27 protein-coding genes are annotated in these 26,152 nt (G+C 66.3%); 14 read left to right on the forward strand and 13 right to left on the reverse strand.

Annotated elements, in window-relative coordinates:
• Window positions 1-20: 20 nt before the first annotated feature.
• Window positions 21-1,019: a 50S ribosomal protein L11 methyltransferase gene (locus AC13EK_RS24195; RefSeq protein ID WP_277788296.1), complete on the reverse strand. Its 999-nt coding sequence runs from the start codon at window positions 1,017-1,019 to the stop codon at window positions 21-23.
• A 197-nt stretch (window positions 1,020-1,216) separates the two neighbouring features.
• A complete protein-coding gene (locus AC13EK_RS24200; protein WP_010339301.1) occupies window positions 1,217-2,509 on the reverse strand; it encodes a methyl-accepting chemotaxis protein in 1,293 nt (430 codons plus the stop codon).
• Window positions 2,510-2,783: 274 nt separating this feature from the next.
• On the opposite strand from AC13EK_RS24200, the gene sdhC reads away from it, so the two are divergent.
• The 4 genes from sdhC to AC13EK_RS24220 all read left to right on the forward strand — a co-directional run bounded on the left by sdhC (window position 2,784) and on the right by AC13EK_RS24220 (window position 6,070).
• Window positions 2,784-3,116: a succinate dehydrogenase, cytochrome b556 subunit gene (gene sdhC / locus AC13EK_RS24205; protein ID WP_004210189.1), complete on the forward strand. Its 333-nt coding sequence runs from the start codon at window positions 2,784-2,786 to the stop codon at window positions 3,114-3,116.
• Window positions 3,116-3,505 (forward strand): succinate dehydrogenase, hydrophobic membrane anchor protein, encoded by a 390-nt coding sequence (sdhD, locus tag AC13EK_RS24210; RefSeq protein WP_004210192.1) that lies wholly within the window; start codon window positions 3,116-3,118, stop codon window positions 3,503-3,505. The genes sdhC and sdhD overlap by 1 nt, the downstream gene beginning before the upstream one ends.
• The gene (gene sdhA / locus AC13EK_RS24215; RefSeq protein WP_483022424.1) at window positions 3,505-5,319 is read left to right on the forward strand and encodes a succinate dehydrogenase flavoprotein subunit; all 1,815 of its coding nucleotides are present in this window, start codon (window positions 3,505-3,507) and stop codon (window positions 5,317-5,319) included. Before sdhD ends, sdhA begins: the two co-directional genes overlap by 1 nt.
• A gap of 124 nt (window positions 5,320-5,443) precedes the next feature.
• Window positions 5,444-6,070 (forward strand): hypothetical protein, encoded by a 627-nt coding sequence (locus tag AC13EK_RS24220; protein WP_483022425.1) that lies wholly within the window; start codon window positions 5,444-5,446, stop codon window positions 6,068-6,070.
• A 9-nt stretch (window positions 6,071-6,079) separates the two neighbouring features.
• Here the strand turns inward: AC13EK_RS24220 and AC13EK_RS24225 are convergent, their stop codons facing one another.
• Both AC13EK_RS24225 and AC13EK_RS24230 read right to left on the reverse strand, forming a co-directional pair.
• On the reverse strand, window positions 6,080-6,544 hold the full coding sequence (locus AC13EK_RS24225; protein ID WP_069336872.1) for a vgr related protein: 465 nt from the start codon (window positions 6,542-6,544) through the stop codon (window positions 6,080-6,082).
• Complete coding sequence (locus AC13EK_RS24230; protein WP_069336873.1) at window positions 6,541-7,026, reverse strand: copper chaperone PCu(A)C; 486 nt, start codon at window positions 7,024-7,026, stop codon at window positions 6,541-6,543. Before AC13EK_RS24230 ends, AC13EK_RS24225 begins: the two co-directional genes overlap by 4 nt.
• A 177-nt stretch (window positions 7,027-7,203) precedes the next feature.
• Here AC13EK_RS24230 and dnaK point away from each other — a divergent pair, with 177 nt between their 5' ends.
• Both dnaK and dnaJ read left to right on the forward strand, forming a co-directional pair.
• Window positions 7,204-9,102 (forward strand): molecular chaperone DnaK, encoded by a 1,899-nt coding sequence (dnaK, locus tag AC13EK_RS24235; protein WP_004210200.1) that lies wholly within the window; start codon window positions 7,204-7,206, stop codon window positions 9,100-9,102.
• Between the two features lie 103 nt (window positions 9,103-9,205).
• Window positions 9,206-10,345 (forward strand): molecular chaperone DnaJ, encoded by a 1,140-nt coding sequence (gene dnaJ, locus AC13EK_RS24240; protein WP_069336877.1) that lies wholly within the window; start codon window positions 9,206-9,208, stop codon window positions 10,343-10,345.
• A gap of 18 nt (window positions 10,346-10,363) precedes the next feature.
• On the opposite strand, the gene AC13EK_RS24245 is transcribed toward dnaJ, so the two are convergent.
• Window positions 10,364-11,662, reverse strand: coding sequence for an APC family permease (locus tag AC13EK_RS24245; RefSeq protein WP_483022426.1), 1,299 nt, complete (start codon window positions 11,660-11,662; stop codon window positions 10,364-10,366).
• Between the two features lie 122 nt (window positions 11,663-11,784).
• Between AC13EK_RS24245 and AC13EK_RS24250 the strand changes: the two genes are divergently transcribed.
• Complete coding sequence (locus AC13EK_RS24250) at window positions 11,785-12,669, forward strand: DUF3617 domain-containing protein (RefSeq protein WP_483022427.1); 885 nt, start codon at window positions 11,785-11,787, stop codon at window positions 12,667-12,669.
• 6 nt (window positions 12,670-12,675) lie between these two features.
• Here AC13EK_RS24250 and AC13EK_RS24255 read toward each other — a convergent pair whose 3' ends face one another.
• Together AC13EK_RS24255 and AC13EK_RS24260 are read right to left on the reverse strand one after the other, a co-directional pair.
• Entirely contained in the window at window positions 12,676-14,478 is a 1,803-nt protein-coding gene (locus AC13EK_RS24255) for an acyl-CoA dehydrogenase C-terminal domain-containing protein (protein ID WP_037506263.1), read from the reverse strand.
• 57 nt (window positions 14,479-14,535) lie between these two features.
• On the reverse strand, window positions 14,536-14,943 hold the full coding sequence (locus AC13EK_RS24260) for a MerR family transcriptional regulator (protein WP_004210206.1): 408 nt from the start codon (window positions 14,941-14,943) through the stop codon (window positions 14,536-14,538).
• 118 nt (window positions 14,944-15,061) lie between these two features.
• Between AC13EK_RS24260 and AC13EK_RS24265 the strand changes: the two genes are divergently transcribed.
• The 6 genes from AC13EK_RS24265 (at window position 15,062) to AC13EK_RS24290 (ending at window position 21,371) form a co-directional block, all read left to right on the forward strand.
• The gene (locus tag AC13EK_RS24265) at window positions 15,062-16,684 is read left to right on the forward strand and encodes an NAD(P)/FAD-dependent oxidoreductase (protein ID WP_069336534.1); all 1,623 of its coding nucleotides are present in this window, start codon (window positions 15,062-15,064) and stop codon (window positions 16,682-16,684) included.
• A complete protein-coding gene (locus AC13EK_RS24270; protein WP_069336532.1) occupies window positions 16,681-17,253 on the forward strand; it encodes an NUDIX domain-containing protein in 573 nt (190 codons plus the stop codon). The genes AC13EK_RS24265 and AC13EK_RS24270 overlap by 4 nt, the downstream gene beginning before the upstream one ends.
• 91 nt (window positions 17,254-17,344) lie before the next feature.
• On the forward strand, window positions 17,345-18,376 hold the full coding sequence (locus AC13EK_RS24275; protein ID WP_069336531.1) for a D-alanine--D-alanine ligase family protein: 1,032 nt from the start codon (window positions 17,345-17,347) through the stop codon (window positions 18,374-18,376).
• A complete protein-coding gene (locus tag AC13EK_RS24280) occupies window positions 18,376-19,182 on the forward strand; it encodes an NTP transferase domain-containing protein (protein WP_004210209.1) in 807 nt (268 codons plus the stop codon). Before AC13EK_RS24275 ends, AC13EK_RS24280 begins: the two co-directional genes overlap by 1 nt.
• A gap of 3 nt (window positions 19,183-19,185) precedes the next feature.
• A complete protein-coding gene (locus tag AC13EK_RS24285; RefSeq protein WP_069336530.1) occupies window positions 19,186-20,277 on the forward strand; it encodes a sugar-transfer associated ATP-grasp domain-containing protein in 1,092 nt (363 codons plus the stop codon).
• Window positions 20,274-21,371, forward strand: a complete 1,098-nt coding sequence (locus AC13EK_RS24290; protein ID WP_069336529.1) for a glycosyltransferase — start codon at window positions 20,274-20,276, stop codon at window positions 21,369-21,371. The genes AC13EK_RS24285 and AC13EK_RS24290 overlap by 4 nt, the downstream gene beginning before the upstream one ends.
• Here AC13EK_RS24290 and AC13EK_RS24295 read toward each other — a convergent pair.
• Window positions 21,368-21,475, reverse strand: a complete 108-nt coding sequence (locus AC13EK_RS24295) for a helix-turn-helix domain-containing protein (RefSeq protein WP_010339317.1) — start codon at window positions 21,473-21,475, stop codon at window positions 21,368-21,370. The genes AC13EK_RS24290 and AC13EK_RS24295 overlap by 4 nt on opposite strands.
• Before the next feature lie 165 nt (window positions 21,476-21,640).
• Between AC13EK_RS24295 and AC13EK_RS24300 the strand changes: the two genes are divergently transcribed.
• Complete coding sequence (locus tag AC13EK_RS24300) at window positions 21,641-22,609, forward strand: nucleoside hydrolase (protein ID WP_069336528.1); 969 nt, start codon at window positions 21,641-21,643, stop codon at window positions 22,607-22,609.
• Here AC13EK_RS24300 and AC13EK_RS24305 read toward each other — a convergent pair.
• From AC13EK_RS24305 to AC13EK_RS24325, 5 genes are all read right to left on the reverse strand, one after another.
• Window positions 22,606-22,827, reverse strand: coding sequence for a Rieske (2Fe-2S) protein (locus tag AC13EK_RS24305; RefSeq protein WP_069336527.1), 222 nt, complete (start codon window positions 22,825-22,827; stop codon window positions 22,606-22,608). The genes AC13EK_RS24300 and AC13EK_RS24305 overlap by 4 nt on opposite strands.
• A complete protein-coding gene (locus AC13EK_RS24310; RefSeq protein ID WP_069336526.1) occupies window positions 22,824-23,690 on the reverse strand; it encodes a Rossmann-like and DUF2520 domain-containing protein in 867 nt (288 codons plus the stop codon). Before AC13EK_RS24310 ends, AC13EK_RS24305 begins: the two co-directional genes overlap by 4 nt.
• 32 nt (window positions 23,691-23,722) lie before the next feature.
• Complete coding sequence (locus AC13EK_RS24315; protein ID WP_069336525.1) at window positions 23,723-24,583, reverse strand: class I SAM-dependent methyltransferase; 861 nt, start codon at window positions 24,581-24,583, stop codon at window positions 23,723-23,725.
• 68 nt (window positions 24,584-24,651) lie between these two features.
• Window positions 24,652-24,816, reverse strand: coding sequence for a hypothetical protein (locus tag AC13EK_RS24320; RefSeq protein WP_234792148.1), 165 nt, complete (start codon window positions 24,814-24,816; stop codon window positions 24,652-24,654).
• 9 nt (window positions 24,817-24,825) lie between these two features.
• Window positions 24,826-26,076 (reverse strand): TetR/AcrR family transcriptional regulator, encoded by a 1,251-nt coding sequence (locus AC13EK_RS24325; RefSeq protein ID WP_069336524.1) that lies wholly within the window; start codon window positions 26,074-26,076, stop codon window positions 24,826-24,828.
• Between the last annotated feature and the right edge of the window lie 76 nt (window positions 26,077-26,152).

Consider the following 26,152-nt stretch of genomic DNA (forward strand, 5'->3'; position numbering starts at 1 on the left):
CCTGTGGATAAGTCGAAAAGTCAGATGCTGCCGAAGCCGGGGGCTTCGCCACGCGCGGCGGTATTGATGCGGCGGGGGCGCTTCCAGCCGATCTGCGGCCGTTTGCGCAGGCGCAGCGTCGGCCAATGACCGCGATCGCTGCGTTCGGCGAGGCGCATGCCCTGCGCGCGATAGGCGGCGATTACCGCATCGGCCTGTTCATTGAGCAGGCCGGCGAGCACGATCGTGCCACCATCCTCCACCAGCGCGCAGAGCGAAGGCGCCAGTTCGATCAGCGGCCCGGCCAGGATGTTTGCGATCAGCAGGTCATAGGGCGCGCGGCCGACCAGCGCGGGATGATCTACGCCGGCGGCGGTGCAGAGCGCCAACTGGCCGGCACCCCCGCCCAGGGCAATGCCGTTCGCCACGGCATTTTCCCGGCTGATGTCGACCGCCACCGGATCAATGTCGGAAGCAATCGCATGGGCGCGCGGCCATAATGTCATTGCGGCAAAGGCGAGCAGGCCGGTGCCGGTGCCGATATCGGCGACATTGAGGAACCGCATGCCGACGCTGCGCATCCGGTCGATCATCGCCAGGCAGCCGGCGGTGGTCTCATGCTGGCCGGTGCCAAAGGCGCGACTCGCCTCGATCAGGAAATTGACATGGCCGGGCTGTTCGGGGTCGCTGGCGACATTGCGCACATGGAATCGGCCGGCGGTGACGGGTTCCAGCCCCTGCTGGCTCATCGTTACCCAATCCTCGTCGGGCAGCGCTTCCACCTGCGGCTTGATGCCTGATGCGCTGGGCACCAGGGTCTTGAGCAGCTTGATCGCCGCCGGGCTCGGCTTGCCTTCGAAATAGGCGTCGAGCTGCCACTTATTCTCGTCGTCCGGCTCCGCCTCGCTGGTCATCAGCACCGGCGGATGCTCCATCAGGGCGAAGGCGGCGATGTCCCCGTCCAGCGCCTCCGCTTCGGCGCGGGTGCAGGGCAGGGTGACTTTCCAGCTCTGGGCGGCTGGCGCAGCGACATCATTCATGCCGCCGCCTTTAGACCAGCAGAGGGAAGAGGGGAAGCATCTGGCAATTGTCAGATTGGGCTCAGGCCGGAGCGAAAATAGTGACTTTCGAGAACCTCGGACCGAGTCACGTGCCTCGGTCCGACGGAACGTGCTTGAAGCACGTGAGCACCGGAAGCGCAGAAAGGCGCTATTTGCAGCCCGGCCTCAGCCCAGTCTCAGGCGACCTGGCGGCCGAAGTCGCTAGAGGCATGCCGCAGGCTGGACAGCTTGCCCTCGACGCTCATGAAGCCGCGTTCCAGCTGGTCGATTTCCGATGCGACCACTTCGGTGTCCTGGCGGATCGCCGAAATGGTGGTCGACATCGAGTCGGCCGCCAGCGCGGTCTCGTCGACGGCGGCGGTGATCATCGTCACGGTCTGGGCCTGGGCGTCCATGGCGTGGCGGATGCGCTGGGCACTGGCCTGCACTTCGCCGACGGTGTCGCGGATGCGCTCGTTGGTCTCCACCGACTGGCGGGTCGATGCCTGGATGGCGGCGATCTTGCCGGCAATTTCGTCCGTGGCGCGGGCAGTCTGGTTGGCCAGGCTCTTCACTTCCTGCGCCACCACGGCAAAGCCGCGACCGGCGTCACCGGCACGGGCGGCCTCGATCGTGGCGTTGAGCGCCAGCAGGTTGGTCTGGCCGGCAATGTCGCGGATCAGGCCCAGGATCGATTCGATCGACTTGGCATGGTCCGACAGGGTGGCCGACATGGAAACGGCGTCGCCCGATTGCGACGCGGCGCGCTGTGCCACTTCGGCGGCGCTTTCCACTTCGGTGCGCGCGTCCTCGATCGCGCGGATCAGGCCGGCCGAGGTGCGGGCGGCCTCGCGCATCGCAAGGGCGGATTGTTCGGCGGCGGCGGCGACTTCCGACGCCTTGCCCAGCATGCCGCGGGTCGCGGCGGAGGCATCCTTGGCCTGTTCGCGCAGCGATTCGCCCAGCTGCGACGCGCCGTCGATCTCGCCCATGATGCGCTGTTCGAACAGGACGCCGAACTGCTGGCGCGCATTGCGCTGGCTTTCGGCATCGTCGATCGCGATCACATTGGCCATCAGCCCGGCATCGACCATGCCGACCTGCGCCATGATGTCGACCAGCCGGCGCCGGGTGGCGTCGTCGGCTGCGCGTTCCCAGATGATATCGGTCAGTTTCTCGTTGGCCGCGGCGACGGGCAGCAGCACGCCGCGCACCGAAATGCCGTGCTTGCGGGCGTGGCGGACGCAGGCGGTGGAGGACAGCGCCCAGTCGCCGGCGCTGTAATGGCGCAGCTTCTGGCGGACATATTCATGCGCGGCGGTCTCGATCTTCGCCAGCGTCGTTGGCTGCAATCGGTTTCGCAGGCCCGAACTGTCCATATAGGTGGAGAAGAAGGTGCGGGCGGCAATCACCGCATCGTCGGCAACCAGCTGCTCGATTTCGGCCATGCCACGGGCCAGATCACCGCGGGGGTCCACTTCGGCCAGCATCTGGGCGATGGCGTTCCTGGGCGTGGTGGCGGAAGTCATGGATTGCAGAACCCCAAATAGGTGTCAGGACGAACCAGGCGGTGATAGCGCCATTTGGTTAATCACTTCTTATTTGGGCGCGCGCATCGACATGTTCCGCGCGGCTTGCCCTTCGGCGTCTTCGCTCCTAAGGGGAGCGGACTCAAAGGACATAGCAGGGACCTGGGTAGACATGGCGCGAACCACAAGCCGGCCGCTCTCGCCGCATTTGACGATCTGGAAATGGGGGCCGGCAATGGCCGTCTCCATCATTCACCGCGTGACGGGCAATGGCCTGGCCACCGCTGGTGCTCTTGGCCTCATCTGGTGGCTGATGGCCGCCGCGACCGGCCCGGAAGCCTATGCCACCTTCGTCACCTGCGCGACCTCGCCGATCGGCTATCTGGTCATGGCGGGCCTGTCCTGGTTCTTCTTCCAGCATCTCTTCTCGGGTCTGCGTCACTTCGTGCTCGACATGGGTGCGGGCTATGATCTCAAGACCAGCAAGACCTGGTCGATCCTGACCTTCGTGCTGTCGACGATCGCTACCGCCGCCTTCTGGGCCGCGATCTGCCTGGGGAAATTCTGATGGGTACCGGAACCGGAATCGGCCGCGTCCGCGGTCTTGGCTCGGCCAAGCATGGCGCGCACCACTGGCTGGCACAGCGCTACACCGCCATCGGCAATCTGCTGCTGGTGCTGTGGCTGCTCTTCAGCCTGATCGCACTGCCCGGCCTCGATTATGAGAGCGTGGTCAACTGGATCCACAATCCGCTGGTCGCCGTGCCGCTGATGCTGATGGTCGTCAGCATCTTCATGCATCTGCGCCTGGGCATGCAGGTCATGCTGGAGGACTATGTCCACGACAAGGGCCTGGCCTTCTTCTCGATGCTGCTGCTGAACTTCTATGCCTATGCCGGCGCTGCCGCGGGCGTCTTCGCGATCGCCAAGATCGCCTTCATCGGGGTCGTCAAGTAATGAGCGAAGCCTACAAGATCATCGACCATACCTACGACACCGTCGTCGTGGGTGCCGGCGGCTCGGGCCTGCGCGCCACCATGGGCAGCGCCGAAGCGGGTCTCAAGACCGCCTGCATCACCAAGCTGTTCCCGACCCGCAGCCACACCGTGGCGGCGCAGGGTGGCATCGCCGCCTCGCTCGGCAATAACAGCCCCGACCACTGGACTTGGCACATGTACGACACCGTCAAGGGGTCGGACTGGCTGGGCGACCAGGACGCGATCGAATATATGGTGCGCGAAGCGCCGGCGGCGGTGATCGAGCTGGAACATGCCGGCGTGCCGTTCAGCCGCAACCAGGACGGCACCATCTATCAGCGCCCCTTTGGCGGCCACATGCAGAATATGGGCGCCGGCCCGCCGGTGCAGCGCACCTGCGCCGCCGCCGACCGTACCGGCCACGCCATGCTGCACGCTCTGTATCAGCAGAGCCTGAAGTATGACGCCGACTTCTACATCGAATATTTCGCCATCGACCTGATCATGGAAGATGGCCCGAACGGCAAGGAATGCCGCGGCCTCATCGCCATCTGCATGGAAGATGGCAGTATCCACCGCTTCCGCAGCCATGCCGTTGTGCTGGCGACCGGTGGCTATGGCCGCGCCTATTTCTCGGCCACTTCGGCCCATAGCTGCACCGGCGACGGCGGCGGCATGGTGCTGCGCGCCGGCCTGCCGCTGCAGGATCTGGAGTTCGTCCAGTTCCATCCGACCGGCATCTACGGCGCGGGCGTGCTGATCACCGAAGGCGCGCGCGGCGAAGGCGGCTACCTCACCAATTCCGAAGGCGAGCGTTTCATGGAACGCTATGCCCCGTCGGCGAAGGATCTGGCGTCGCGTGACGTCGTGTCGCGCTCGATGGCGATGGAAATGCGCGAGGGCCGTGGCGTCGGCGAGCACAAGGATCATATCTTCCTGCACCTCGACCATATCGACCCCAAGGTTCTGGCCGAGCGCCTGCCGGGCATCACCGAAAGCGGCAAGATCTTTGCCGGTGTCGATCTGACCCGCCAGCCGCTGCCGGTGACCCCGACGGTCCATTACAATATGGGCGGCATCCCCTGTAACTATCATGGCCAGGTGGTGACGAAGGTCGGCGACGATCCGGAAGTCGTGGTGCCGGGCCTGTTCGCGGTCGGCGAAGCGGCCTGCGTGTCGGTCCATGGCGCGAACCGCCTTGGCTCCAACTCGCTGATCGACCTTGTCGTGTTCGGCCGCGCAACCGGCCTGTTCCTCAAGGACAATCTCAAGCCCAACACCCCGCACAAGCCGCTGCCGGCCAATGCGGCCGATCTGGCGCTGTCGCGCCTCGATCACTACCGCAACGCCAACGGCACCACCTCGACGGCGGACATCCGCATGGACATGCAGCGCACCATGCAGAAGCATGCCGCCGTGTTCCGCGACAGCGAATTGCTGGCCGATGGCGTCGTCAAGATGCAGGCGGTCAACAAGCGCTTGCAGGACGTCAAGATCGCCGACCGTTCGCTGATCTGGAACACCGACCTGATCGAGACGCTGGAACTGGACAATCTCATGAGCCAGGCCATCTGCACGATGGAAGGCGCCGAGGCCCGCAAGGAATCGCGCGGCGCCCATGCGCATGAGGATTTCCCGAACCGCGACGACGAAAACTGGATGAAGCACACCATCAGCTGGTTCGAAGGCTGGGGTGGTTCGGGCGGCAAGGTGACGCTCGATTATCGTCCGGTCCACGACTATACGATGACCGACGAGGCCGAGTATATCAAGCCGAAGGCGCGCGTATACTAAGTCTCTGGCATCATGCCGGAAATCTGAAGAGGGCGGGCCATCTGGTCCGCCCTTTTTCTTTGCCCATTGCCAGCGCGCGATCAGGCTCTAGCTTGGGTACCGATCGATCAAGGAGGTGCCGGCGATGCGGAAACCTGTTGGACGTCAGGGGATGATCCTGCTGCCCTTGCTGCTGACGGCAGCGGCCCCGCCTGAAGATGTGGGCGCGGTGCTGGCGCTGACGCGGACAACGAAAGCGACATATGCGGTCTGCACCTGGAATGTGGTGACGCCCAGCGAGGAAGTGCAGCTCAAGGAATGGGCGGCCGAATATCATCAGGGCGACCGTCACCGGGTCGAAACCCCGCGCGACCGCATCGTCGCCAATTGCGCGACCGGGGAGGCGCAGCATCTCGACGTGCGCACTGGTGAAGTGTCAACTTCGCCGTCACTCGCGGCCGCCGCCTGTGGCGTCAACGCCAACCGCAAGCTGGTCGCCAAGGAATTTCTGGGGCGGGAGACCGGCGGTCGCTATGGCCCTGTATCCCGCATCGCGGTCGCCGATGACGGCAATCTGCGCACCTATGATGTGCTCGACGATGGCGCGATCATCGCGGCGACGATCCATGACGCCAATGATGACGCGACGGAGCGCCTGACCAGCGCGGTCCTCACCTACAGCCACAGCCTGCCCGAAGCCGATATCTTCTCCACCGCTTCGCTCAGCCGCAGTGTCGTCCCCGACGGCTGCCGCAGCGGCCATGGCGGGTGAGGGGAGCGATCAGGTCATGGCAAACGGCAACAGTGCCTCATAAATCTCGATCCCCGGCTTGTCTTCCACCCGGCCACCCTGGCGCAGGATGAAGGCATGGCGGACGATCTCGGCCTGCTGCTCGATGCCATATCGGGCGAAGGGCTTGCCCGGCTCGATCGCATAATCATAACGGCAAAAGGGGTGGCGCATCAGCGGCAGCCAATATTTGCCCGACCGCTGCGCCTGCCACACATGGGTCATCTCATGGATGAACAGGCCCTGCAGGCTGAGCGGGCTGGCGCAGAAATCGTCGCAGAAGAGCCCGCCTTCGGGATGAAACCACAGGTCGCCGTCGGGCGCCATGGTCACGGCGCGCGGCTGGAACGGCCACCATTTCCGGTTGTGGACCCGCACCCGGTCATAGGCGATCGCGCCGCCGAACATCGTCCGGGCGAGCGCGGCCTCCTCAAGTGTCAGCGGGCGGCTGGTCAATGCGCCTTATGCTCTTCCGTCGCGTTGTCCGCAGCAGGCGCCGCCGGTGCGCTGCCGTCGGGCTTGCGGATCACCGCATCGACCAGCAACCGATCGCCGTTCGACATCAGGAAGGTGAGTTGCATCTTGCCCCGGCTGATCGCGGTATCGTTGACGCCCCAGATCATCAGATGCTTGCCGCCCGGCGCGAAGGCCACCGTGCCCTTGGCGGGTACGTCGACACTTTCGATCGGCTGCATCGACATCATGCCGTCCTTGCCGACGCTTTCATGCATCTCGACCTTGAGCGCATAGTCGGTCATCACCCCGCGCAACTGCACCCCGGCGTCGCCGCCATGCGCCACGAAATAGCCGGCCGAAGGCGTCTCCTTGTTGGGTGACAGCCGGACCCAGGCCTGGTCGACATAGCTGGGTGCAGGGTCGCCGCAGCCGGCAAGGGCCAGCGGCGCGGCGAGGGCAATAAGGGCAAGGGGCGCACGCATGGATCAGGGCTCCGTGACTGTCTCGTTTCCGGTCAATGCCTGACTAATCGCGCCTGATCCTTGTGCCAAGCGAAAGCGCGCCTATATCCCTTGCGCAAACCGGCCTTGCCTTGGCGCTTACGTGAGGTATTGGGCCGTCAACCGCTGAATTTATTTTGGGGTTCAAAGAGGACACAAATGGCAAAAGTTATCGGTATCGACCTTGGCACTACCAACAGCTGTATCGCTGTGATGGACGGCGGTAAGCCCAAGGTGATCGAGAATGCGGAAGGTGCGCGCACCACGCCGTCGATCGTCGCCTTCGCCAAGGATGGCGAACGTCTGATCGGCCAGCCGGCCAAGCGCCAGGCTGTCACCAATCCGGACAACACGATTTTCGCGGTGAAGCGCCTGATCGGCCGCCGCTTCGACGATCCCATGACCAAGAAGGACATGGAACTCGTCCCCTATGACATCGCGAAGGGCCCGAATGGCGACGCCTGGGTCAAGGCTGGTGGCGAGGAATATAGCCCGTCGCAGATCAGCGCCTTCATCCTGCAGAAGATGAAGGAAACCGCCGAGAGCTATCTCGGCGAAACCGTGACGCAGGCGGTCATCACCGTTCCCGCCTACTTCAACGACGCCCAGCGTCAGGCGACCAAGGACGCCGGCCAGATCGCGGGCCTGGAAGTGCTGCGCATCATCAATGAGCCGACCGCGGCCGCGCTCGCCTATGGCCTCGACAAGCAGGACGGCAAGACCATCGCCGTCTATGACCTTGGCGGCGGCACCTTCGACATCTCGATCCTGGAGATCGGCGATGGCGTGTTCGAAGTGAAGTCGACCAACGGTGACACCTTCCTGGGCGGCGAAGATTTCGATGCCAAGCTGGTGGAATATCTGGCTGCCGACTTCAAGAAGGCGGAAAGCATCGACCTCACCAAGGACAAGCTGGCCCTCCAGCGTCTGAAGGAAGCCGCTGAAAAGGCGAAGATCGAGCTGTCCTCGGCCCAGTCGACCGAAGTCAACCTGCCCTTCATCACCGCGGACCAGAATGGTCCCAAGCATCTGGTGAAGACGATCACCCGCGCCGATCTGGAGCGTCTGGTCGCCGACCTCATCAAGCGCACGATGGAGCCCTGCAAGAAGGCTCTGGCCGACGCCGGCGTGACCGCCAGCGAGATCAGTGAAGTCGTCCTCGTCGGCGGCATGACCCGCATGCCCAAGGTGCGCGAAGCCGTGAAGGAATTCTTCGGCAAGGAACCGCACACCGGCGTGAACCCGGACGAAGTCGTCGCCATGGGCGCCGCCATTCAGGCCGGCGTGCTGCAGGGTGACGTCAAGGACGTGCTGCTGCTCGACGTGACTCCGCTGTCGCTGGGCATCGAGACGCTGGGTGGCGTGTTCACCCGCATGATCGACCGCAACACCACCATCCCTGCCAAGAAGTCGCAGGTCTATTCGACCGCCGACGACAATCAGCAGGCGGTGACCATCCGCGTGTTCCAGGGCGAGCGTGAAATGGCGGCGGACAACAAGCTGCTCGGTCAGTTCGACCTGGTCGGCATCCCGCCGGCGCCGCGCGGCGTGCCGCAGATCGAAGTCACCTTCGACATCGACGCCAACGGCCTGGTTAACGTGTCCGCCAAGGACAAGGGCACCGGCAAGGAACAGCAGATCCGCATCCAGGCCTCGGGCGGCCTCAGCGATTCCGACATCGACCAGATGGTCAAGGATGCCGAGCGCTTCGCCGAAGAGGACAAGAAGCGTCGCGAGGCGGCCGAAGCCAAGAACAACGCCGAAAGCCTGGTCCACACGACCGAGGCGCAGCTGGCCGAACATGGCGACAAGGTCGACGCTTCGCTGAAGGGTGAGATCGAAGCCGCGATTGCCGAAACCAAGTCGGCGATCGAAGGCGGCGACGCCGAAGCCATGAAGGCCAAGGCGCAGGAACTCGCGACCGTCGCGATGAAGCTGGGCCAGGCGATCTACGAGAAGGAGCAGGCTGCTGCAGCCTCGCCGGAGGCCGAAGCGCCGAAGGCCGATGACGGCGTCGTCGACGCCGAATTCTCCGAAGTGGACGACAACAAGGCGTAAGCCCCATGAAACGCTCCTCGACTTCGCTTCGGGCGGACATGCTGGTTTCTGACCAGTGCATCCGTTCGGAGCGAGGCCGGGGACCGTGCGCGCCGAGGGCGAGATGACGACCGAAATCGACTATTACGAACTGCTCGAAGTAGAACGCACAGCCGACGGGGCCGCGATCAAGAGCGCCTATCGCAAGCTGGCGATGAAATATCACCCGGACAAGACCGGGGGCTGCACCGACAGCGAGGCCAAGTTCAAGGCTGTTTCCGAAGCCTATGACTGCCTGAAGGATCCGCAGAAGCGGGCGGCCTATGACCGGTTCGGTCATGCCGCGTTCAAGCAGCAGCAACAGGGCGGCGGCGGCGGCGGATTCCACGGCGGTGCCGGTGGTTTCTCCGACCTTGGCGATATTTTCGAGACGATCTTTGGCCAGGCCGGCTTTGGCGGCGGTGGTGGCGGACGCCAGCAGCAGCGCCGCGGCGCGGACCTGCGCTATGATCTCGAAATCACGCTGGACGAAGCCTATCATGGCAAGAAGACCGAGATCCAGATCGAGGTGTCGGCCGCCTGCGACAGTTGCGAAGGGTCGGGCGCCCAGCCGGGCACCGGGGTCAAGACTTGCGGCACCTGCCATGGCCATGGCCAGGTGCGGGCACAGCAGGGCTTCTTCGTGGTTGAACGCACCTGCCCCAGCTGTCATGGCGCGGGCCAGGTGATCGAAAGCCCCTGCAAATCCTGTCGCGGCGAAGGCCGGGTCGATCGGCCCAAGACGCTGTCGGTCAATATCCCGGCGGGCGTTGACGAAGGCACTCGCATTCGCCTGTCGGGCGAGGGCGAGGCCGGTGCGCGTGGCGCGCCGGCGGGCGACCTCTACATCTTCCTGCATGTGAAGCGGCACAGCATCTTCGAACGGGATGGCACCACGCTATTCTGTCGCGTGCCGGTCAGCATCACGACGGCGGCGCTGGGCGGGATGATCGAAGTGCCGGGCCTTGATGGCCAGCGGCATGAGATCAAGATTCCGAGCGGCATCCAGTCGGGCAAGCAGATCAAGCAGCGCGGCGCCGGCATGCCGGTGCTGAACGGCCGCGGTCAGGGCGACTTGGTCGTTCAGGTCGATGTCGAGACGCCGACCAAGCTGACGGCCAAGCAGCGCGAACTGCTGGAGGCCTTCCGCGAGACCGAGACCGGCGAGGAATGCCCGCAATCGAGCGGCTTCTTCGGCAAGCTCAAGGAATTGTGGGGGGACTGAGCCTCCCCACAGGGCTGGTCAGGGCGTGGCGCTGGTGCGCCGCGCCCACCAGTAGAAGGGCAGGCCACCCGCCATCAGCAGGAAGCTGGCGCCGCTGGGAATGAGACCCGCGCCCCATAAAGTCCAGCAGGCATAGGCGAGGCCAATCGCCGCCGCCGGAACTGCAATCCGCAGCCGCAGCGCGGCCAGCGCACAACCCACATAGAGCCACAGCGTAGCCGATGTCGCGAGCAGCGCCATGGCGGTGAACAAGGCCACCAGCCCCTGCAGGCTGTTGGCCACCAGTAGCAGGCTGGCAAGGATGCTCGACAGGATCAGTCCGCGCACCGGCGTGCCGCGCGCATCCGTGCCCGCCAGCCAGGCCGGTAGTTCGCCCGCGCGCGCCATCGCCAGCGGCACTTCGCCTTGCAGCAAGGTCCAGCCATTGAGCGCGCCAAGGCAACTGATGACGACGAAGGTCGCGATCAGGCTGGCGGGGCCGGCCGACCAATAATGGGTGACATAGGCGCCGAAGGGCGACCCGGTCTGGCTTTCCGCGCCGGGCAGGGTGAGGGCGATGCCGGAACAGACGAACAGATAGAGTAGGCCGGTGACCGCCGTGCCTATCATCGTCGCGCGCGGCACGGTGCGAGCGGGATCCTTGACCTTGTCGGCCGCGACCGAGGCAGATTCGAAACCGAGCAGGGCCCACAGCGTCAGTGCCGCCGCTGCCGTGATGCCGCTGCCGGTAAAGCCCTGGGCCGGGAAGGGCACGATTTCCGCCGTGCCGCGCCCGATCGTCAGCGCCAGCAGCACCAGCACGACCAGGATCGGCACGACCTTGATGATCGTCGTTACCAGTTGCGCCGTGCCGGCGGCATGGGCGCCGCGCAGGTTGATCGCGGTGGTCAGCCAGATGAAGCCGATCGAACAGAGCGCGCCCATGCCCGGCCGGTTCAGCACCGGCAGCAGGCTGGACAGGTTGGCGGTGGCCGCGACCGCGATCGTCACATTGGTGATGATGATCGACAGCCAGTAGATCCAGCCGATCGCGAAGCCGGCCAACGGGTCATAGGCGCGCGCGCTCATCTGCGCGGCATTGGCATCGGGCATGGCGACGGTCAGCCGGGCGATCACGAAGGCCAGGATCAAGGAGCCGGCGATGGTGAACACCCAGGCGGCGACCGCATCCCAGCCGAAGGGGGCGAGCGCAGCGGGCAGCAGGAACACGCCCGATCCGATCATGTTGCCCATGACCAGCGCGATGCAGGCGGCCAGCCCCAGCGTCCGCACCGGGCGGTGGGGGATCACATCCTGTGCCGGCGGCGGGCTGTTCATCGCCCCTGTCTATCGGTGAAAAGGGTGCAGGGCCAGAGCGGATCGTTGCGCCTTCGTTCGGACTTGCATGGCGGCGCGCTTCGGGTGATCCTTGGCCAAGGACAGAGCAGGAGAGGCGGGACATGCGACCGATCGCAACAGGCGCGCTGATGCTTCTGTCCTCGTCGCTCGTCGCGGCCGATGCGGACGATCCGATCGTCGTCACCGCCGCCAAGTTGCGCAAGGTGGGCATCGACTATGATGTGCGCGGCCGCGACCTTGTCCGCTGCACGATCACGCGCAGCAGCGGCGAGGATCGGGTCGATCAGGCGATGTGTGAATTCGTGCGCCAGTGCGTGGCCGATGGCCATGGCCGACGGCGCGAGGCGCAGGCCTGCGTCAGCGACCGGATCGCGGCGCTGGTCGATGCGGATATGGAAGCGGAGGATGTGGTCCTCGTTCGTCCCGCTGCGCTGGAACAGGCGCGGCAACCGGTCGCTTCGGTCGCGCTGCCCGGTCCGCAGATCAGCCTGCCGCCGGTCGAACGGAATGCGGATATTCTTGTGACCGGATCGCGCTACCGGATCAGGCCGGGCCTGTGGGAGATCGATAAGGGCCGGATGTTCACCCAGATGGTAGGGTGGAAGGTGATCGGCGCCCGCCCGCAGAGCAGCCCGGCGCCGGCGCCGCCGGGCTATCGCTATCAGCTATGCCTCAGCCGCAGCGATGCGGAGACGTTGCAGCAATTTGTCGATGATCATTTCGAGCGCGAGGGGCTCAAGGGCTGCATGCTGGCACGCATGGAGGTGGAGGAGGGGCGGCTGAGTGTCACCCGCTCCTGTCCGTCGCGTTATGGCAGCACCGACATGCGCCTGAGCGCGATATTGTCCGCCGAGACAATCCAGGGGGTGATGCTCGCAACGATCGAAATGGAGCGGGTTCGCGGCGAGACACGCTATCTCCTCAACGGCCGCCGCATCGGCGAATGCCCGCCCTCCCGGCCCGAAGGCACGGCAGGGCGGGATTAAGCCTGCTTAGGCCGCCAGGAACATGTCCGGGTCGAGCGCCATCAGCGTGTCGGCGCCACCCTCGATCTTGCGGCGGAGCGAACCGGCGTCGGGCATGATGCGTTCGGCAAAGAAGCGCGCGGTGACCAGCTTGGCTTCCAGGAAGCCGGCATCGCCCTCGCCCGCGTCGAGCAGGCCGGTGGCGGCCTTCGCCATGCGCAGCCACATCAGGCCGGTGGCGACGATGCCCAGGATGTGCATGTAATGATGCGCGCCGGCCCCGGCATTGTCGGGGTTCTTCATCGCGTTCTGCATCAGCCACATGGTCGCCGCTTCGAGCTGGCCCTTGGCCTTTTCGAGTGCATCGGCGAAGCTCGCCAGCTTCTCGTTGGTCTTGGCCTCGGCGATTTCGGTGGCCAGGATCTTGAGGAAGGCCTGGAGCGCGCGGCCGCCATTCATCGGCAGCTTGCGGCCGACCAGGTCCATCGCCTGCACGCCATTGGTGCCTTCGTAGATCTGGGCGATGCGGGCGTCGCGGACATACTGCTCGACGCCATTTTCCCAGATATAGCCATGGCCGCCGAACACCTGCTGGCTCGACACCGCAACGTCGAAGCCCTTGTCGGTGCCATAGCCCTTGATCACCGGGGTCAGCAGTTGCAGCAGATCGTCGGCCGCCTGACGCTCTTCCTCGGTCGCGGCGCTGTGCGACAGGTCATGCTGCAATGCGCCCCACAGGATCAGCGCGCGCAGGCCCTCGGTCAGCGCCTTGCCTTCCATCAGCATGCGGCGGACATCGGGATGGACGAACAGCGTGTCGGCCTTTTCCTCCGGCTCCTTGGGGCCGGTGAGCGCGCGGCCCTGGCGACGGTCCTTGGCATAATGGACGGCGTTCTGGAACGCGATCTCGCCCTGGCCCAGGCCCTGCAGGCCGACGCCTAGGCGCGCGGCGTTCATCATGATGAACATGGCGGCCAGGCCCTTATTCTCCTCGCCGACCAGCCAGCCCTTGGCGCCGTCATAGTTCATGACGCAGGTGGCGTTGCCGTGGATGCCCATCTTATGTTCGAGCGAACCGCAGGACACGGCGTTGCGGTCGCCCAGCGAGCCGTCCTCGTTGACGATGAACTTGGGCACGACGAATAGCGAGATGCCCTTGCTGCTGTCGGGCGCACCCGGCGTCTTGGCGAGGACGAGGTGGATGATATTCTCCGCCAGGTCATGTTCGCCGGCCGAGATGAAGATCTTGGTGCCGCTGATCGCGAAGCTGCCATCGCCGTTCGGCACGGCCTTGGTCTTGATGAGGCCGAGGTCGGTGCCGGAATGCGGCTCGGTCAGGTTCATCGTGCCGGTCCAGACGCCCGACACCATGTTGGGCAGATAGGTAGCCTTCTGTTCGTCGCTGCCCTTGGCGATCAGCGCGGCGATCGCGCCGGCGGTCAGGCCATGATACATTTCGAACGCCTGGTTGGCCGACAGCACATATTCGGTGACGGCGGTGGCGACGACATTGGGCAGGCCCTGGCCGCCAAATTCGGTCGGCGCGTGCAGCGTGGTCCAGCCGCCCTCGACAAACTGGTCATAGGCCGCCTTGAAGCCGGTCGGCGTGGTGACGCTGCCGTCGGCATGACGGGTGCAGCCTTCCTTGTCGCCCACGGCATTGATCGGGAACAGCACTTCCGACGCGATCTTGCCGCCTTCGGTCAGGATCGCCTCGACCAAATCGGGGGTCGCATTCTCGAAACCGGGCAGATTGGCGTAGCGATCCAGCCCGACGACATGGTCGAGCACGAAGCGGGTGTCGCGGACAGGGGCGTTATAGCTGGGCATGAATCTTCTCCAGGCGTTTTTGTTCTGCTGCGGGGGAGCCGACGATGCGGCTCCGGCTTATTTCTCGATCGTTCCGATGAAGCTCGCCAGTTCGGCGATGGCGGCATCGATATCGTCCTTCTGGCGGGTCAGAAGGTCGATGCGCGCGCGGCACTTGTCGATCGTCACGCGGCGCTGTTCCTCATGACCTTCGTCGGCGTCATAGAGGTCGATCATCTCGCGAATATCGTTGAGGCTGAAGCCCACGCGCTTGCCGCGCAGGATCCACGCCAGACGCGCCCGGTCGCGGCGCGAATAGACGCGGGCTAGGCCCTGGCGCTCCGGCGCGATCAGCCCTTCATCCTCATAGAAGCGCAGGGCACGGGCGGTGACGCCGAATTCCTCGCTGAGGTCGGTGATGCTGTAGCTCTGCTGGTCACGGTCATCGGGAAGCTCGATGCCGGCAATGCTGGTGCGCGTGTTCATGAGCAAAGACTATGACGGCTTTACGTTTACGTCAAGGTTAGAAGATGCGCAGGACGATCGGCCGTGCCACGGCCTCGGGGAATAGCATTTCGGGCGATTTGCGACTATGGGCGGCGCCATGATCCGTCTTTCCGGTTTGAAATTGCCCCTCGACCATCCGGCCGAGGCGATGCCCGTCGCCATCTGCGAACGCCTGGGGCTGGAGCCGCAGCAACTGCTTGGCCACAGCGTCGTGCGGCGCGGCAATGATGCGCGCCGCCGCAGCGCGATCCAGCTGGTCTACACGCTCGATATTGAGGTAGCCGACGAGGCCGCGGTGCTGGAGCGCTTTGCCAAGGACCATGATGTCCGGCCGACGCCCGACACCAGCTACAAGTTCGTCGCCCATGTGCCCGACGGCTGGCAGGGCAAGCGCCCGGTGGTGATCGGCGCCGGGCCGTGCGGCCTGTTCGCCGGCCTGATCCTGGCGCAGATGGGATTCAAGCCGATCATCCTGGATCGCGGCAAGGTGGTGCGCGAGCGGACCAAGGACACTTGGGGCCTGTGGCGCCGGGCCGAACTCAATCCCGATTCCAACGTCCAGTTCGGCGAAGGCGGCGCCGGCACCTTCTCCGACGGCAAGCTCTATTGCCGGGTGAAGGATCCCCGCTTCCTGGGTCGCAAGGTGTTGGAGGAGTTTGTCGCCGCCGGCGCACCTGACGATATCTTGTGGGAGGCGCACCCCCATATCGGCACCTTCCGCCTGGTCTCGATGGTCGAAGCCATGCGCAAGCAGATCGAGTCGCTGGGCGGCGAATATCGCTGGCAGCACCGCGTCGATGACCTGGTGCTGGAACGGCAGGGCGACGGCACGCAGAAGTTGCGCGGGCTGGTGCTGCACGACGGCAGCGTGATCGAGGCCGATCATGTCGTGATGGCGGTGGGCCACAGTGCCCGCCCGACCTTCGAGATGTTGCACGGCAAGGGCGTGCATATAGAACCCAAGCCCTTCTCGATCGGCGTGCGGATCGAGCATCCGCAAAGCTGGGTCGACAAGGCGCGCTATGGCAATTGCGCTGGCCATCCCGACCTGGGCGCGGCCGCCTATAGCCTCGCCCATCATTGCGCCAATGGCCGCACCGTCTACAGCTTCTGCATGTGTCCGGGTGGCCGGGTGGTCGCTGCGACCTCCGAAGAAGGGCGCGTCGTCACCAATGGCATGAGCCAGTATAGCCGCGCCGAGTTCAACGCCAATTCGGGGCTGGTCGTCGGCATCGATCCGGCGCGCGATTTCCCCGAGGGGCCATTGGCCGGGATCGAACTGCAGCGCCATTGGGAAAGCCTGGCCTATGTCGCGGGTGGTTCTTCCTATTGGGCGCCGGGGCAGACGGTCGGCGACTTCCTCGCGCGTCGGCCTTCGACCCAGCTGGGATCGGTCGTGCCCTCCTACAAGCCGGGGGTCACGCCGACCGACCTGTCGCTCTGCCTGCCCGACTATGTGATCGAGGCGTTTCATGAGGCGCTGCCCGCCTTTGGTCGCCAGATCGCCCGCTATGATGATCCCGACGCGGTGATGACCGGCGTGGAGACCCGCACTTCCTCGCCGATCCGCATCACGCGCGGCAAGGATTTTCAGAGCCTCAACGTTGCCGGCCTCTACCCGGCGGGCGAGGGCGCGGGCTATGCCGGGGGTATCCTCTCGGCGGCGATCGACGGCATCAAGGTGGCCGAGGCGGTGGCGGTTCAGATGGTGGCGGCGTGACCGAAATCCTGTCGAGCCGCGCCCTGTATGAAGGCTGGCTCAACCTGCGGCTGGTGCGGCTGCGGATGGACGACGGCGTGGAATGCGACCGCCATGTGGTGGAGATGCGCCGTGCCGTTGCGGTGCTGCCTTATGATCCGGAACGGCGAGTTGCGCTGGTCGTCTCGATGCCGCGTACGCCGGTGATGCTCGCGGGCCTGCCCGACATGCTGGAGGCGATCGCCGGCATATTGGAGGATGAACCGGCCGATTGCGCCCGGCGCGAAGCGCTGGAGGAAGCGGGCGTGGCGCTCGACATATTGGAGCCGGTCGGCCAGATCTGGAGCATTCCCAGCGTCGTCACCGAGAAGATCGATTATTTCCTGGCACCCTATTACGCGGGGGACCGTGTCGCCGATGGCGGTGGCCTGGTCGAGGAGCAGGAGAATATCCTGGTCCATGAACTGCCGCTCGCCGACCTGTGGCGCCGGTTCGAGACGCAGCAATTGCAGGATGGCAAGCTGGTGATCCTGCTGCTGACGCTGCGCGCGCGCCACCCGGCCCTGTTCGAGCCATTGTCCGAAAACTGAAGCCATTTCGTAACGACCCTGTCGCCGGATCGACCAACCGGCGTCATCGCACCGTCAATCCAGCGTAACGGGCGCGCGTTATTGCGGCGCCATGCTGAACCCGATCGACCGTTGCATGCGCATCTCCCCGGCCGACAAGGCCCGGCTGCGCCTCCTGTTCTTGGCCAAGCATGCCTGCAAGGGCGGCGGCGCCGACAGCGTGGATGGCAATCATGCCGTCTATCATCATGAGATGCGATCGACGCTGGAGGCGATCGGCCTCCATGTCGCGGTCGCCGACAGCTATGATGCGCTGTTCGACAGGCCGGATGTCGACTTCGTCGTCACCCTGCTCAATCGCGGCGGATTCCAGAATAGCGAGATGCTGGCGCCGCTCCTGCTGTCCTGGCGCGGCGTGCCCTTCCTGGGTGCAAGCCCGATCGTCCGTGGCGTGTCCGACGACAAATATCTCTCCAAGCTGATCGCTCGCGCCCATGGCGTGCCGACCATGCCGGCGCGTATCCTGCGTCGGGGTGCCATGCCGGCCGGCCCGGAATTCCAGGCGGAACGGCTGGTGGTGAAGCCCAACGCGTCCTCGGCCTCCTGGGGCCTCGCGATGGTCGACAACTGGACGGAGGCCCATGCCCATGCCGATCATCTCCATGGCCTGGGCCATGACGTGCTGGTCGAGGCCTGGGCGCCCTTGCTCGACGTGGCCGTGCCGGTCGTCGGCGGCAGCGGCGGCCAGCCCTGGATTCTCCCGCCGATGATGTATGTGCCGGCCGATCCGCATCGCGAGCGCAGCTATGAGGAAAAGCGCGGCCTGATCGATGCGGGCGATGATCCGCTGATCCTGGTCGAGGACCATGACCTGCGGACGCGGCTGGAGGATATGACCCGCCGCCTGCTGCCCGAACTCTGGCCGTTCGACTATGGCCGGTTCGAGTATCGCTACGATCCGGCGTCGGGCGAGCTGCTGTTCATGGAAGTGAACCTGTCCTGCAATCTCTGGTCGAAAAAGACGATCTCGCGCTCTGCCGCGTCGATCGGCGTCGATCATCAGAGCCTGGTCGAAACCATCGTCGCGCACAGCCTGGCCCGCCATGGCCTGCTGACCGGAATGCCGGTGCTGGAGGCCGCCTGATGCCCGGCACGGCAACGGCGCTGGTGCTCGCCGGCAAGCGCGACGGCGCGACCGATCCGCTCGCACAGGCGGCGGGCGTCACCCATAAATGCCTGGTCCCGGTGGTCGGCCAGCCGATGTTGGTCCATGTGATCGAGGCGCTGGCGGCCAGTCCGCGCATTGGCGAGATCCGCGTCGCGATCGAGGATGTGGCGGTGCTCGACACCCTGCCGCAGCTGCGGGGGCTACGGAACACCGGGCGGCTGGTCGCGATTCCGGCCCGGCCCAATCTGGTTGATTCCGTGCTGGCGGCGACCGATGGCGCCCGCTTCCCGTTGCTCATCACCACCGCCGATAATGTGCTGCTGACGCCCGATGCCCTGGCCGAAATGCTGGACGGCTGCGCGGCGCAGGGTGCGAACGCCGCCGTCGCCTTCACCCGGCGCGCGTCGGTGCTGGCGGCGCATCCGCAGGGGCAACGCAAATTCTATCGCTTCGCCGACGACGAATTTTCCAACTGCAACACCTATTGGCTGAAGGATGCAAAGGCGCTGGCGGCGGCCGAGACCTTCCGCTCGGGCGGGCAATTCGTGAAGCATCCGATGCGCATCATCGGCGCCTTCGGCCTGCTCAACCTGATCCGTTTCCGCTTCGGCATCGGCACGCTGGGTCAGGCTTTCGCGCGTTTCTCCCGCCGCTTTCGCATGGTGATCGCGCCGGTGATCCTGAGCGACGGCGCGGTCGCGATCGACGTCGACAATGCGCGCAGCCATGGCGTGGCAAGCGAATTGCTGGAGCGGCGGCTGGCGCGGGTCGAGGCGGCCTGACCCTTGTTCACGCTGCGTGCGCTGCCCCCGGCCGACGGCAATGTCCTGCTGGCGGCCTATCATGACGGGTTGCGTCGACATTGGCCGGTGGGTCGCCGAACGGTTGCGCGGCTGATCGCGGCGAGCGGGCGCAGCGGCTGGGCGGCGTCGGAACGGCGCCTGTTGTGCGAGACGGTGCGGGCGCAGGGGCTCAGCATGCGCGATCGCAAGGGGCTGCATCGGTTGCTCAATCCCGGTGCCTTCCCGGCCGAGGCCAATCCGCTCAAGAATAAGCAGCTTTTCGCCCGCCATGCCGTCGCTGCCGGCTTGCCGCTGCCCGACAGCTTCGCGCTGGAGACGAGTGATATCGCCAGCTGGCTGCATGGCCAGAGCGTCATCATCGCCAAGCCCAGTTATGGCTCCAAGGGGCAGGGCGTGGTGCGCTTCGAGAAGAAGGGTGGACGCTGGGAAGGGGGTGAAGGGCCGATCGCCGACGACGCGCTGCGCGCGCGCCTGCTGGCGCTGTGGGCGGCCGGCGGGGTGATCCAGCGTTGCCTGGCCACCCATGAAGCGCTGGCGGACATGTCGCCGGGCGCGCTGCCGACCTTGCGGGTCGTTACCTGTTTGGACGAGGTCGGCACGCCCGAGGCCTGCGCGCTGGCGCTGCGCCTGTCCGCCGGTGGTGGCCGACCCGTGGATAATTTCAATGCCGGCAATCTGGTGCTGTCGGTCGACGGCAACGGGTGTTGCGGCCCCGTTTGGCAGGCGGGGCCGGACGGCGCGCCGATCCGCTGCGACCGGCATCCGCTGACCGGTGCGCCCATCAGCGGCCGGCCGGTGCCCGATCTCGATGCCGCCGTGGCGCTCGCGCTGCGCGCGCATCTCGCTTTCCGATCGGGCTTTACCGTGATCGGCTGGGATATTGGCCTGACGCCGGACGGCCCGATGCTGGTCGAAGGCAACTGGAACCCCGGCACCGACATCATGCAACTGGTGAGCGGCCGGGGGCTGGCCGACAGCCGGCTGGGCGCGCTTTACTGCCATCATCTGCGCCATCTGCCGCCGCAGCGCTGGCAGGCGGCCGGCGCGATCGAGCGCGACCCGCGCCGGGCGTGATCATCCTCTATGTCCATGCGCTGGCCGCGACCGGCGTGGTGCGCAATGTCCGTATCCTGGCCGCCGAACTGGCGGCGCGCGGGCTGGATGTCGAACTGGTGACGGCGCTGCCGGGCGGCGAGGGCGTGACCGGCGTGCCGCATCATGCGCTGCTGGCCGGGCCAAACCCGTCGCGCCCGCGCGAAAAGCTGCAGGCGATCGCGGCGCTGCGGCGGCATCTGCGATCGCGGGGGCGGGCGACGCTGATTTCGGCGGGCAATCATGGCCATGGCACCGCCTGGGCGGCGAGCCAGGGGCTGCGCGACGTGCGGCGCATCTATCGCATCAGCAACGACATCATGCGCAATGCGGCGGGGGCGCCCTCGGGCGGGCTTGGACGCCTTGGTCGCACCGCGATGGCGCGGCTGCTGGCGCGCGATGCCGATCATCTGGTGCTGGTGTCGCCGACCCTGGCGGATACGCCTGCCTTTGCCGGCGCGGCGCGGGCGGGCAAGGTGGCGGTGATCCCCAATGGCATCGATGCCGATGCCGCCCGCTTCCTGGCGGACGGGCCGGTGCCGCATCGCTGGATGGGGCGCTCGCCGCCGGTGATCCTGGCGATCGGCCGGCTGGCGCCGCAGAAGAATTTCGCCACCTTGCTCGCGGCCTTTGCGCTGCTGCGGCGGCAAAGGCCGGCGCGCCTCATCATCCTGGGCGAAAGCCGCGACCGCGCCTGCGACAGCCTGCGCGCGCAGGCGAAGGCGCTCGGTATAGCTGATGATCTCGACCTGCCCGGCACGGTCGACAATGTCTTCCCCTGGCTCGCCCATGCCGATGCCTTTGTCCTGCCCAGCTGGTGGGAAGGATCGCCCAATGTGTTGCTGGAGGCGATGGCCGTGGATGTGCCGATCGTCGCGTCCCGCAGCGCCGGCAACGCCGTCGACCTGCTGGATCATGGACGCTGCGGTCTACTGGTCGACCCGGCCGATGCGGCGGCGATGGCCGATGCGCTGGCACGGCAACTGGACCTCGCCACCGCGATCCGCCCCGGCGACCGGATCGACCATTTCGGTCTGGAGGCGCTGTCCGATGCCTGGGTGCGGCTGCTGCGCTAGGCGTTACGGAATTGCCTTGGCGTCTGCCCGGTCCAGCGCTTGAAGGCGCGGCCGAAGCTGGTCTGTTCAGCATAGCCCAGCCGCTCCGCCGTGGCGCTCGGCATTCCTCACCGGCCGGCCGCACCAATGGACGTGCTTACAGGTCGCCGAAAATTGGGCCAGCGCGGGCTGCTCAGCCATCCATAGCGCTGGCCTATGGCCTACCTGAAAATCGCTATTTGACCCTTTGGCCGCTCCATGCCAGCCCTCGGCCCAGACAGGGGAGAGGCATGCGGACACAGATCGATCGGCGCGGATTCATCGCAGCGGGCGCCAGCCTGATGATCGGCACGGCCGCCCGATCCGCGCTGCCGGTGATCCGGCAGGCGCCCAAGGCGCGCATCATCATCGACAATGATTTCGCCGGCGATCCCGACGGCCTGATCGCGCTCGCGCATCAACTGGCGACGAAGGCGGCCCGGCCAGTGCTGGTCACGACATCGGCGCTCGACGCGAAGCTGGCGGCACTGGGCGGACAGCCGGCCGGCGCAACCGCCGCGGCGGGCAAACAGGCGGCGATCGACCTGATGAAGATCATGGGGCTGACGAATCTCTGTCCGGTGATCGCAGGCAGCGAGCGCTTCGGCGTCGCCGGGGCACAGGCGTCGGCGGCGGCACGGGCGATCGTGGCGGAGGCGATGCGGGACGATCCGCTGCCGCTCTTCTTCACCTGCGGCGGGCCGCTCACCAATCTCGCCCAGGCGCTGCAACTGGAGCCGGCGATCGCCGATCGCATGACACTGGTCTGGATCGGCGGCGCCGATTATCCGCAGGGCGGCAGCGAATATAATCTGTCCACCGATCTGGAAGCCGCGCGTGCCGTGATCGAGCGGAGCCGCATGCCGATCTGGCAAATTCCCGCCGGTGCCTATCGCCAGCTACAGATGTCGGTGGCGGAAATGACGGCGACCTTGCGGCCGATGTCGGCGACGGCGAACTGGCTCTATGGCCGCTATGCCGATCTGCCGCCCTTCGTCCAGCTGGGCGGCGCCATCACCCTGGGCGACAGTCCGATGGTATTGCTGACGTCCGTGTCTTCGGAGAGCAGTGCCTCGTCGATCATCGCCGGCCGGCGTCTGCTGGATGATTCCCGCTATGGCGCTGAAATCCCCGGGCGCTCGATCCGGCTTTTCACCCAGCTCGATCCGCGGCTGGCACTGGCCGATTTCCTGGCCCTGATGCGGCCGCGGGCAGGCTAGCGGGCGATCTCGATCCGATCGTCCACAACCCGCACCTCGTAGACATTCATCGGCGCCTTGGCCGGCGGGGTCATCGCGTGGCCGGTTTCCAGATATAGGTGTGCATGCGGTCCATCTGGGCCTATCGGTCCTTGTTGTGCAGAAGGGACATCAATTTGGCGGCGCATCGACCGCTCGGGCGCGGTGGATGGCGGCTGGTCGACCACCCGGATGATCAACAGCCGCTTTGCCGGCTGAGATCGTCGCGCAGCGCGCGCTCGTCCCGGTCCAGCGCGTCGAGCGTCGCCAGCGCCATGGCGCGATAGGCCGGCAGCAGCTCGGGTGCGTGCGAGGTCAGCGCTGCCAGATGATTGCCGATCGTCTGTCGGTCGCCGCGCAGCAGCGGGCCGGACAGGGCATCGATCCCGCGATCCAGGCTGTTGTCGAGCGCGGCCCGGACCAGTGGCGCCAGCAGCGCGCCGGGCTCCGCCACGCCGGCTGTCACCAGCGCATCGGAGGCCCCGGCGATCAGCGTGACCAGATGATTGGCCGCATGGCAGAGGGCGGCATGATAGAGGGCACGATGTTCTTCCGCGACCTCGACCGCCACGCCGCCTAGCAGCGCGACCAGCCTGCGCGCCGCCGCGATAGAAGGCGCGTCGGCCCCGGTGATGGCGAAGCGGGCGCCGTGCATCCGCGCGACTTCGGCGGCCGGATCGCCGGTGAAGGTCATGGCGGGATGGACGGCGGCGGTGGTCGCGCCCTGTGCCCGGAGCGGATCGAGCAGCGCCGCGCCGCTGCGCCCGCTGACATGGCAGATGGTGGCGGACAGGGGCATGGTAGCCAGGTCCGCGATCACCGCCGGCAGGGCGTCGTCCGCCACCGCCAGCAGTATCAGGTCGCAGCCGGATGACAGCGAAGGTGACAGGGCAACGGCCTGCGCACGGCCAATCGCCTCGACCGCAGCGGCGGCATGATCCGGATTGCGACCCTGCACCAGGATCGGCGCGGCGCTGTGCGGGGCCAGCGCCAGACCCAGCGCGCGCGCGACCCGGCCGGTGCCGATGAGGCCGATCTGGCGATAGGCGGGATGCTCGGTCATGGCGCGCCTATATCCCGGCCGGTGCGGCTACTCTAGCCCGGATTGGTGGCGGTCACGATCCAGGCGGCGCCGTCGATCAGGATCGCCGTCTCGCCAGGCCGCGCGGCGAAGGCGCTGCGCACGGCCTGGGCTGCGCGATCCCGTATATCGGCAGGCTGATCGGCGAGCGCGCGGGAGAGCGGGCCGACCTCGAACGCCATGGCGAGGGCATCGTCCAGCGCCGTCTCGCGATCGGCGCCCTGGCCGAAGGGGATGACGCCATCGACCGCAGTGAGGTCGATGGCGGCAAAGCCGGCGTCGGTCAGGATGCGCGTTACCCGTGCCTGATCGCCAAAGGAGAAGGGGCCGGGTGCTTCGGGATCGGGCGGCGCCAGCGGCGGCACGATGTCGCGGATCGCGCCCATCGGCAGGCGCACCCAGTCATTGTCCGCCGCCGCGCGCCAGCAGACGAAGGCGATCCGCCCGCCCGGCCGCAGCCAGCGCCGCATATGCGCGAAACTGGCCACGGGATCGTCGAAGAACATCACGCCGAAGCGCGAGAAGAGCAGGTTGAAGCCGTGGGTGTTCAATGTCGCGCTGCCGGCATCGGCCAGCGCGTAGCGGATCGGCAGGTCGGCGGGCTGCTGCGATTGGGCAAGCGCGATCAGCGGCCCGGAAATGTCGAGGCCCAGCACCTCGCCGGTCGCGCCGACCTGGCGGGCAAGGGCGATGCTGCTGGTGCCCGCGCCGCATCCCACGTCCAGCGCGCGCTCGCCCGGCCGGACCGCCGCCGCCGCGATCGCCGCATCGCCAAAGGGCGCGAGCATGGCGTCGAGCCGCTGCCGGTGCGTGACCCAGCGTTCACCGCTCGATCCATTCCAGTCCGACACCTGATAGACATTGGGCTGCGCCATCTTCTTTCCTTTTTGCGAATCGTTCGCAAAATTCTAATGGCTGGCGATGAACTTGCAAGAGCGGCTGATTACCAAATGACGCGACGGGCGATCAGGTCGTCAATTTCGCTGTCACGCAATCCCAATATCTCGCCATAGACCAGATGGTTATGCTCGCCGAGCAACGGCGCGCCACGGGTGATGCTGGCCTCGCTGGCCATCGATCCGTTGCACGCGGCGGGATTGAGGCGCATGATGCGGGCTCAGGCGCTTTCCGACTGAGCCGTATCCGCAGCGGCGCGCACCATCGTGCGCAGGTCCAGCATGGCCTGTGCGCCGGCTCTGGCGGCTTCGGCCGGCGTCAGGCCGAAACAGGTCTTGCGATGGCCCGATATGACGCCGGAAAAGAGCGCGGGCTCCAGCGGCGCGACATCGCGGCCCAGGATCGCGCGGAGCAGGCCGCCACTGGTACGGCCGCGCCGATAGCGCAACTGGGGCGCGAAATCGCGCAGGTCGCCGTCGCGTGCGGCGGCCAGCATCAGTTCGTCGATCGCCGGCAGGATACGGTCGTTGCGGGGCGGGGGGGTGGAATAGCGCGCGAGCAACTGCTCGTCGGTCAATGTCACTGCCTCGGGCACGGCGCCGCCACCCGATTCCACCGCCTTGCGATAGATCATTTCGAACGCCGCGCGGACCAGTTCGGCGCTGGACCGGAAATTATAGGAAACGACGCCCAGCGTCAGGCCCGCCCGCGTGGCGACGGCGCGATGGGTCAGGGCCGCCATGCCCTCCTGCGCCAGCACATCGGCAGCCGCCTCGGCAATCTGTTCCATCGTGCCGCTGCTGATCGTCTGTTCGGGCAGGGCAAGGTCGGCCTGTTCGCGAGCGAACTGACGCCAATGGCCGGCGCGCACCGGGCGACCGCACAGCCAGTCGCTCCAGCCGGCGCACATGTCGTCCAGCGCGGCGCGGTCGACCGGTCGGCGCCAGCGCATCAGGTGCAGCGTGGCCTCACCGTCGAACAGATAGGCGGTGAAGGTGCCCCGGCCCGGATGGCCGCAGCGCACGCAGACCTCTTCCCAGAAATTGCGCCACATGGTCGTCCAGCGTTGAGTGATCGGGCCATAGCGATCCTCCCGCGCGGCGATCAGCTGGCATTCGCGCCAGGCAAAGGCCAGCCGGCGCTGTTCCTCGCACCATTGGTCGATCAGCGCGGCGAGCAGGGGCGCAAAGGCGTCACGCGACAGGGGCACGCCCCCCTCCAGTTCCGCCAGCCGCGCCGCGCACCAGCGTTCCGACTCGCGCTGGGCCTGCTCGTGGCTGGATAGAAACAACTGTTCCAGTGATCCGAAGTGATGATAGATTCCGGATACGGGGGTCTGGGCCAGGCGGCTGATCGCGCGGGCCGATGTGTCGCTCGCGCCATCACGTTCCCATAGGTCGAGGACGGCCTCGATAAGCCGCGCCATCGCGCCGATTTCCGATGTTTTTTCCGAATGTGCCGCCGTCGCCATAACGTCCTCTATGCCATATCCCGCCGAACTGGCAAAGGCTGCGTCAGGGCGATATCCGTGTCTCGCCGCTGTCATA

This window comes from Sphingobium sp. L-44 (assembly GCF_056859495.1).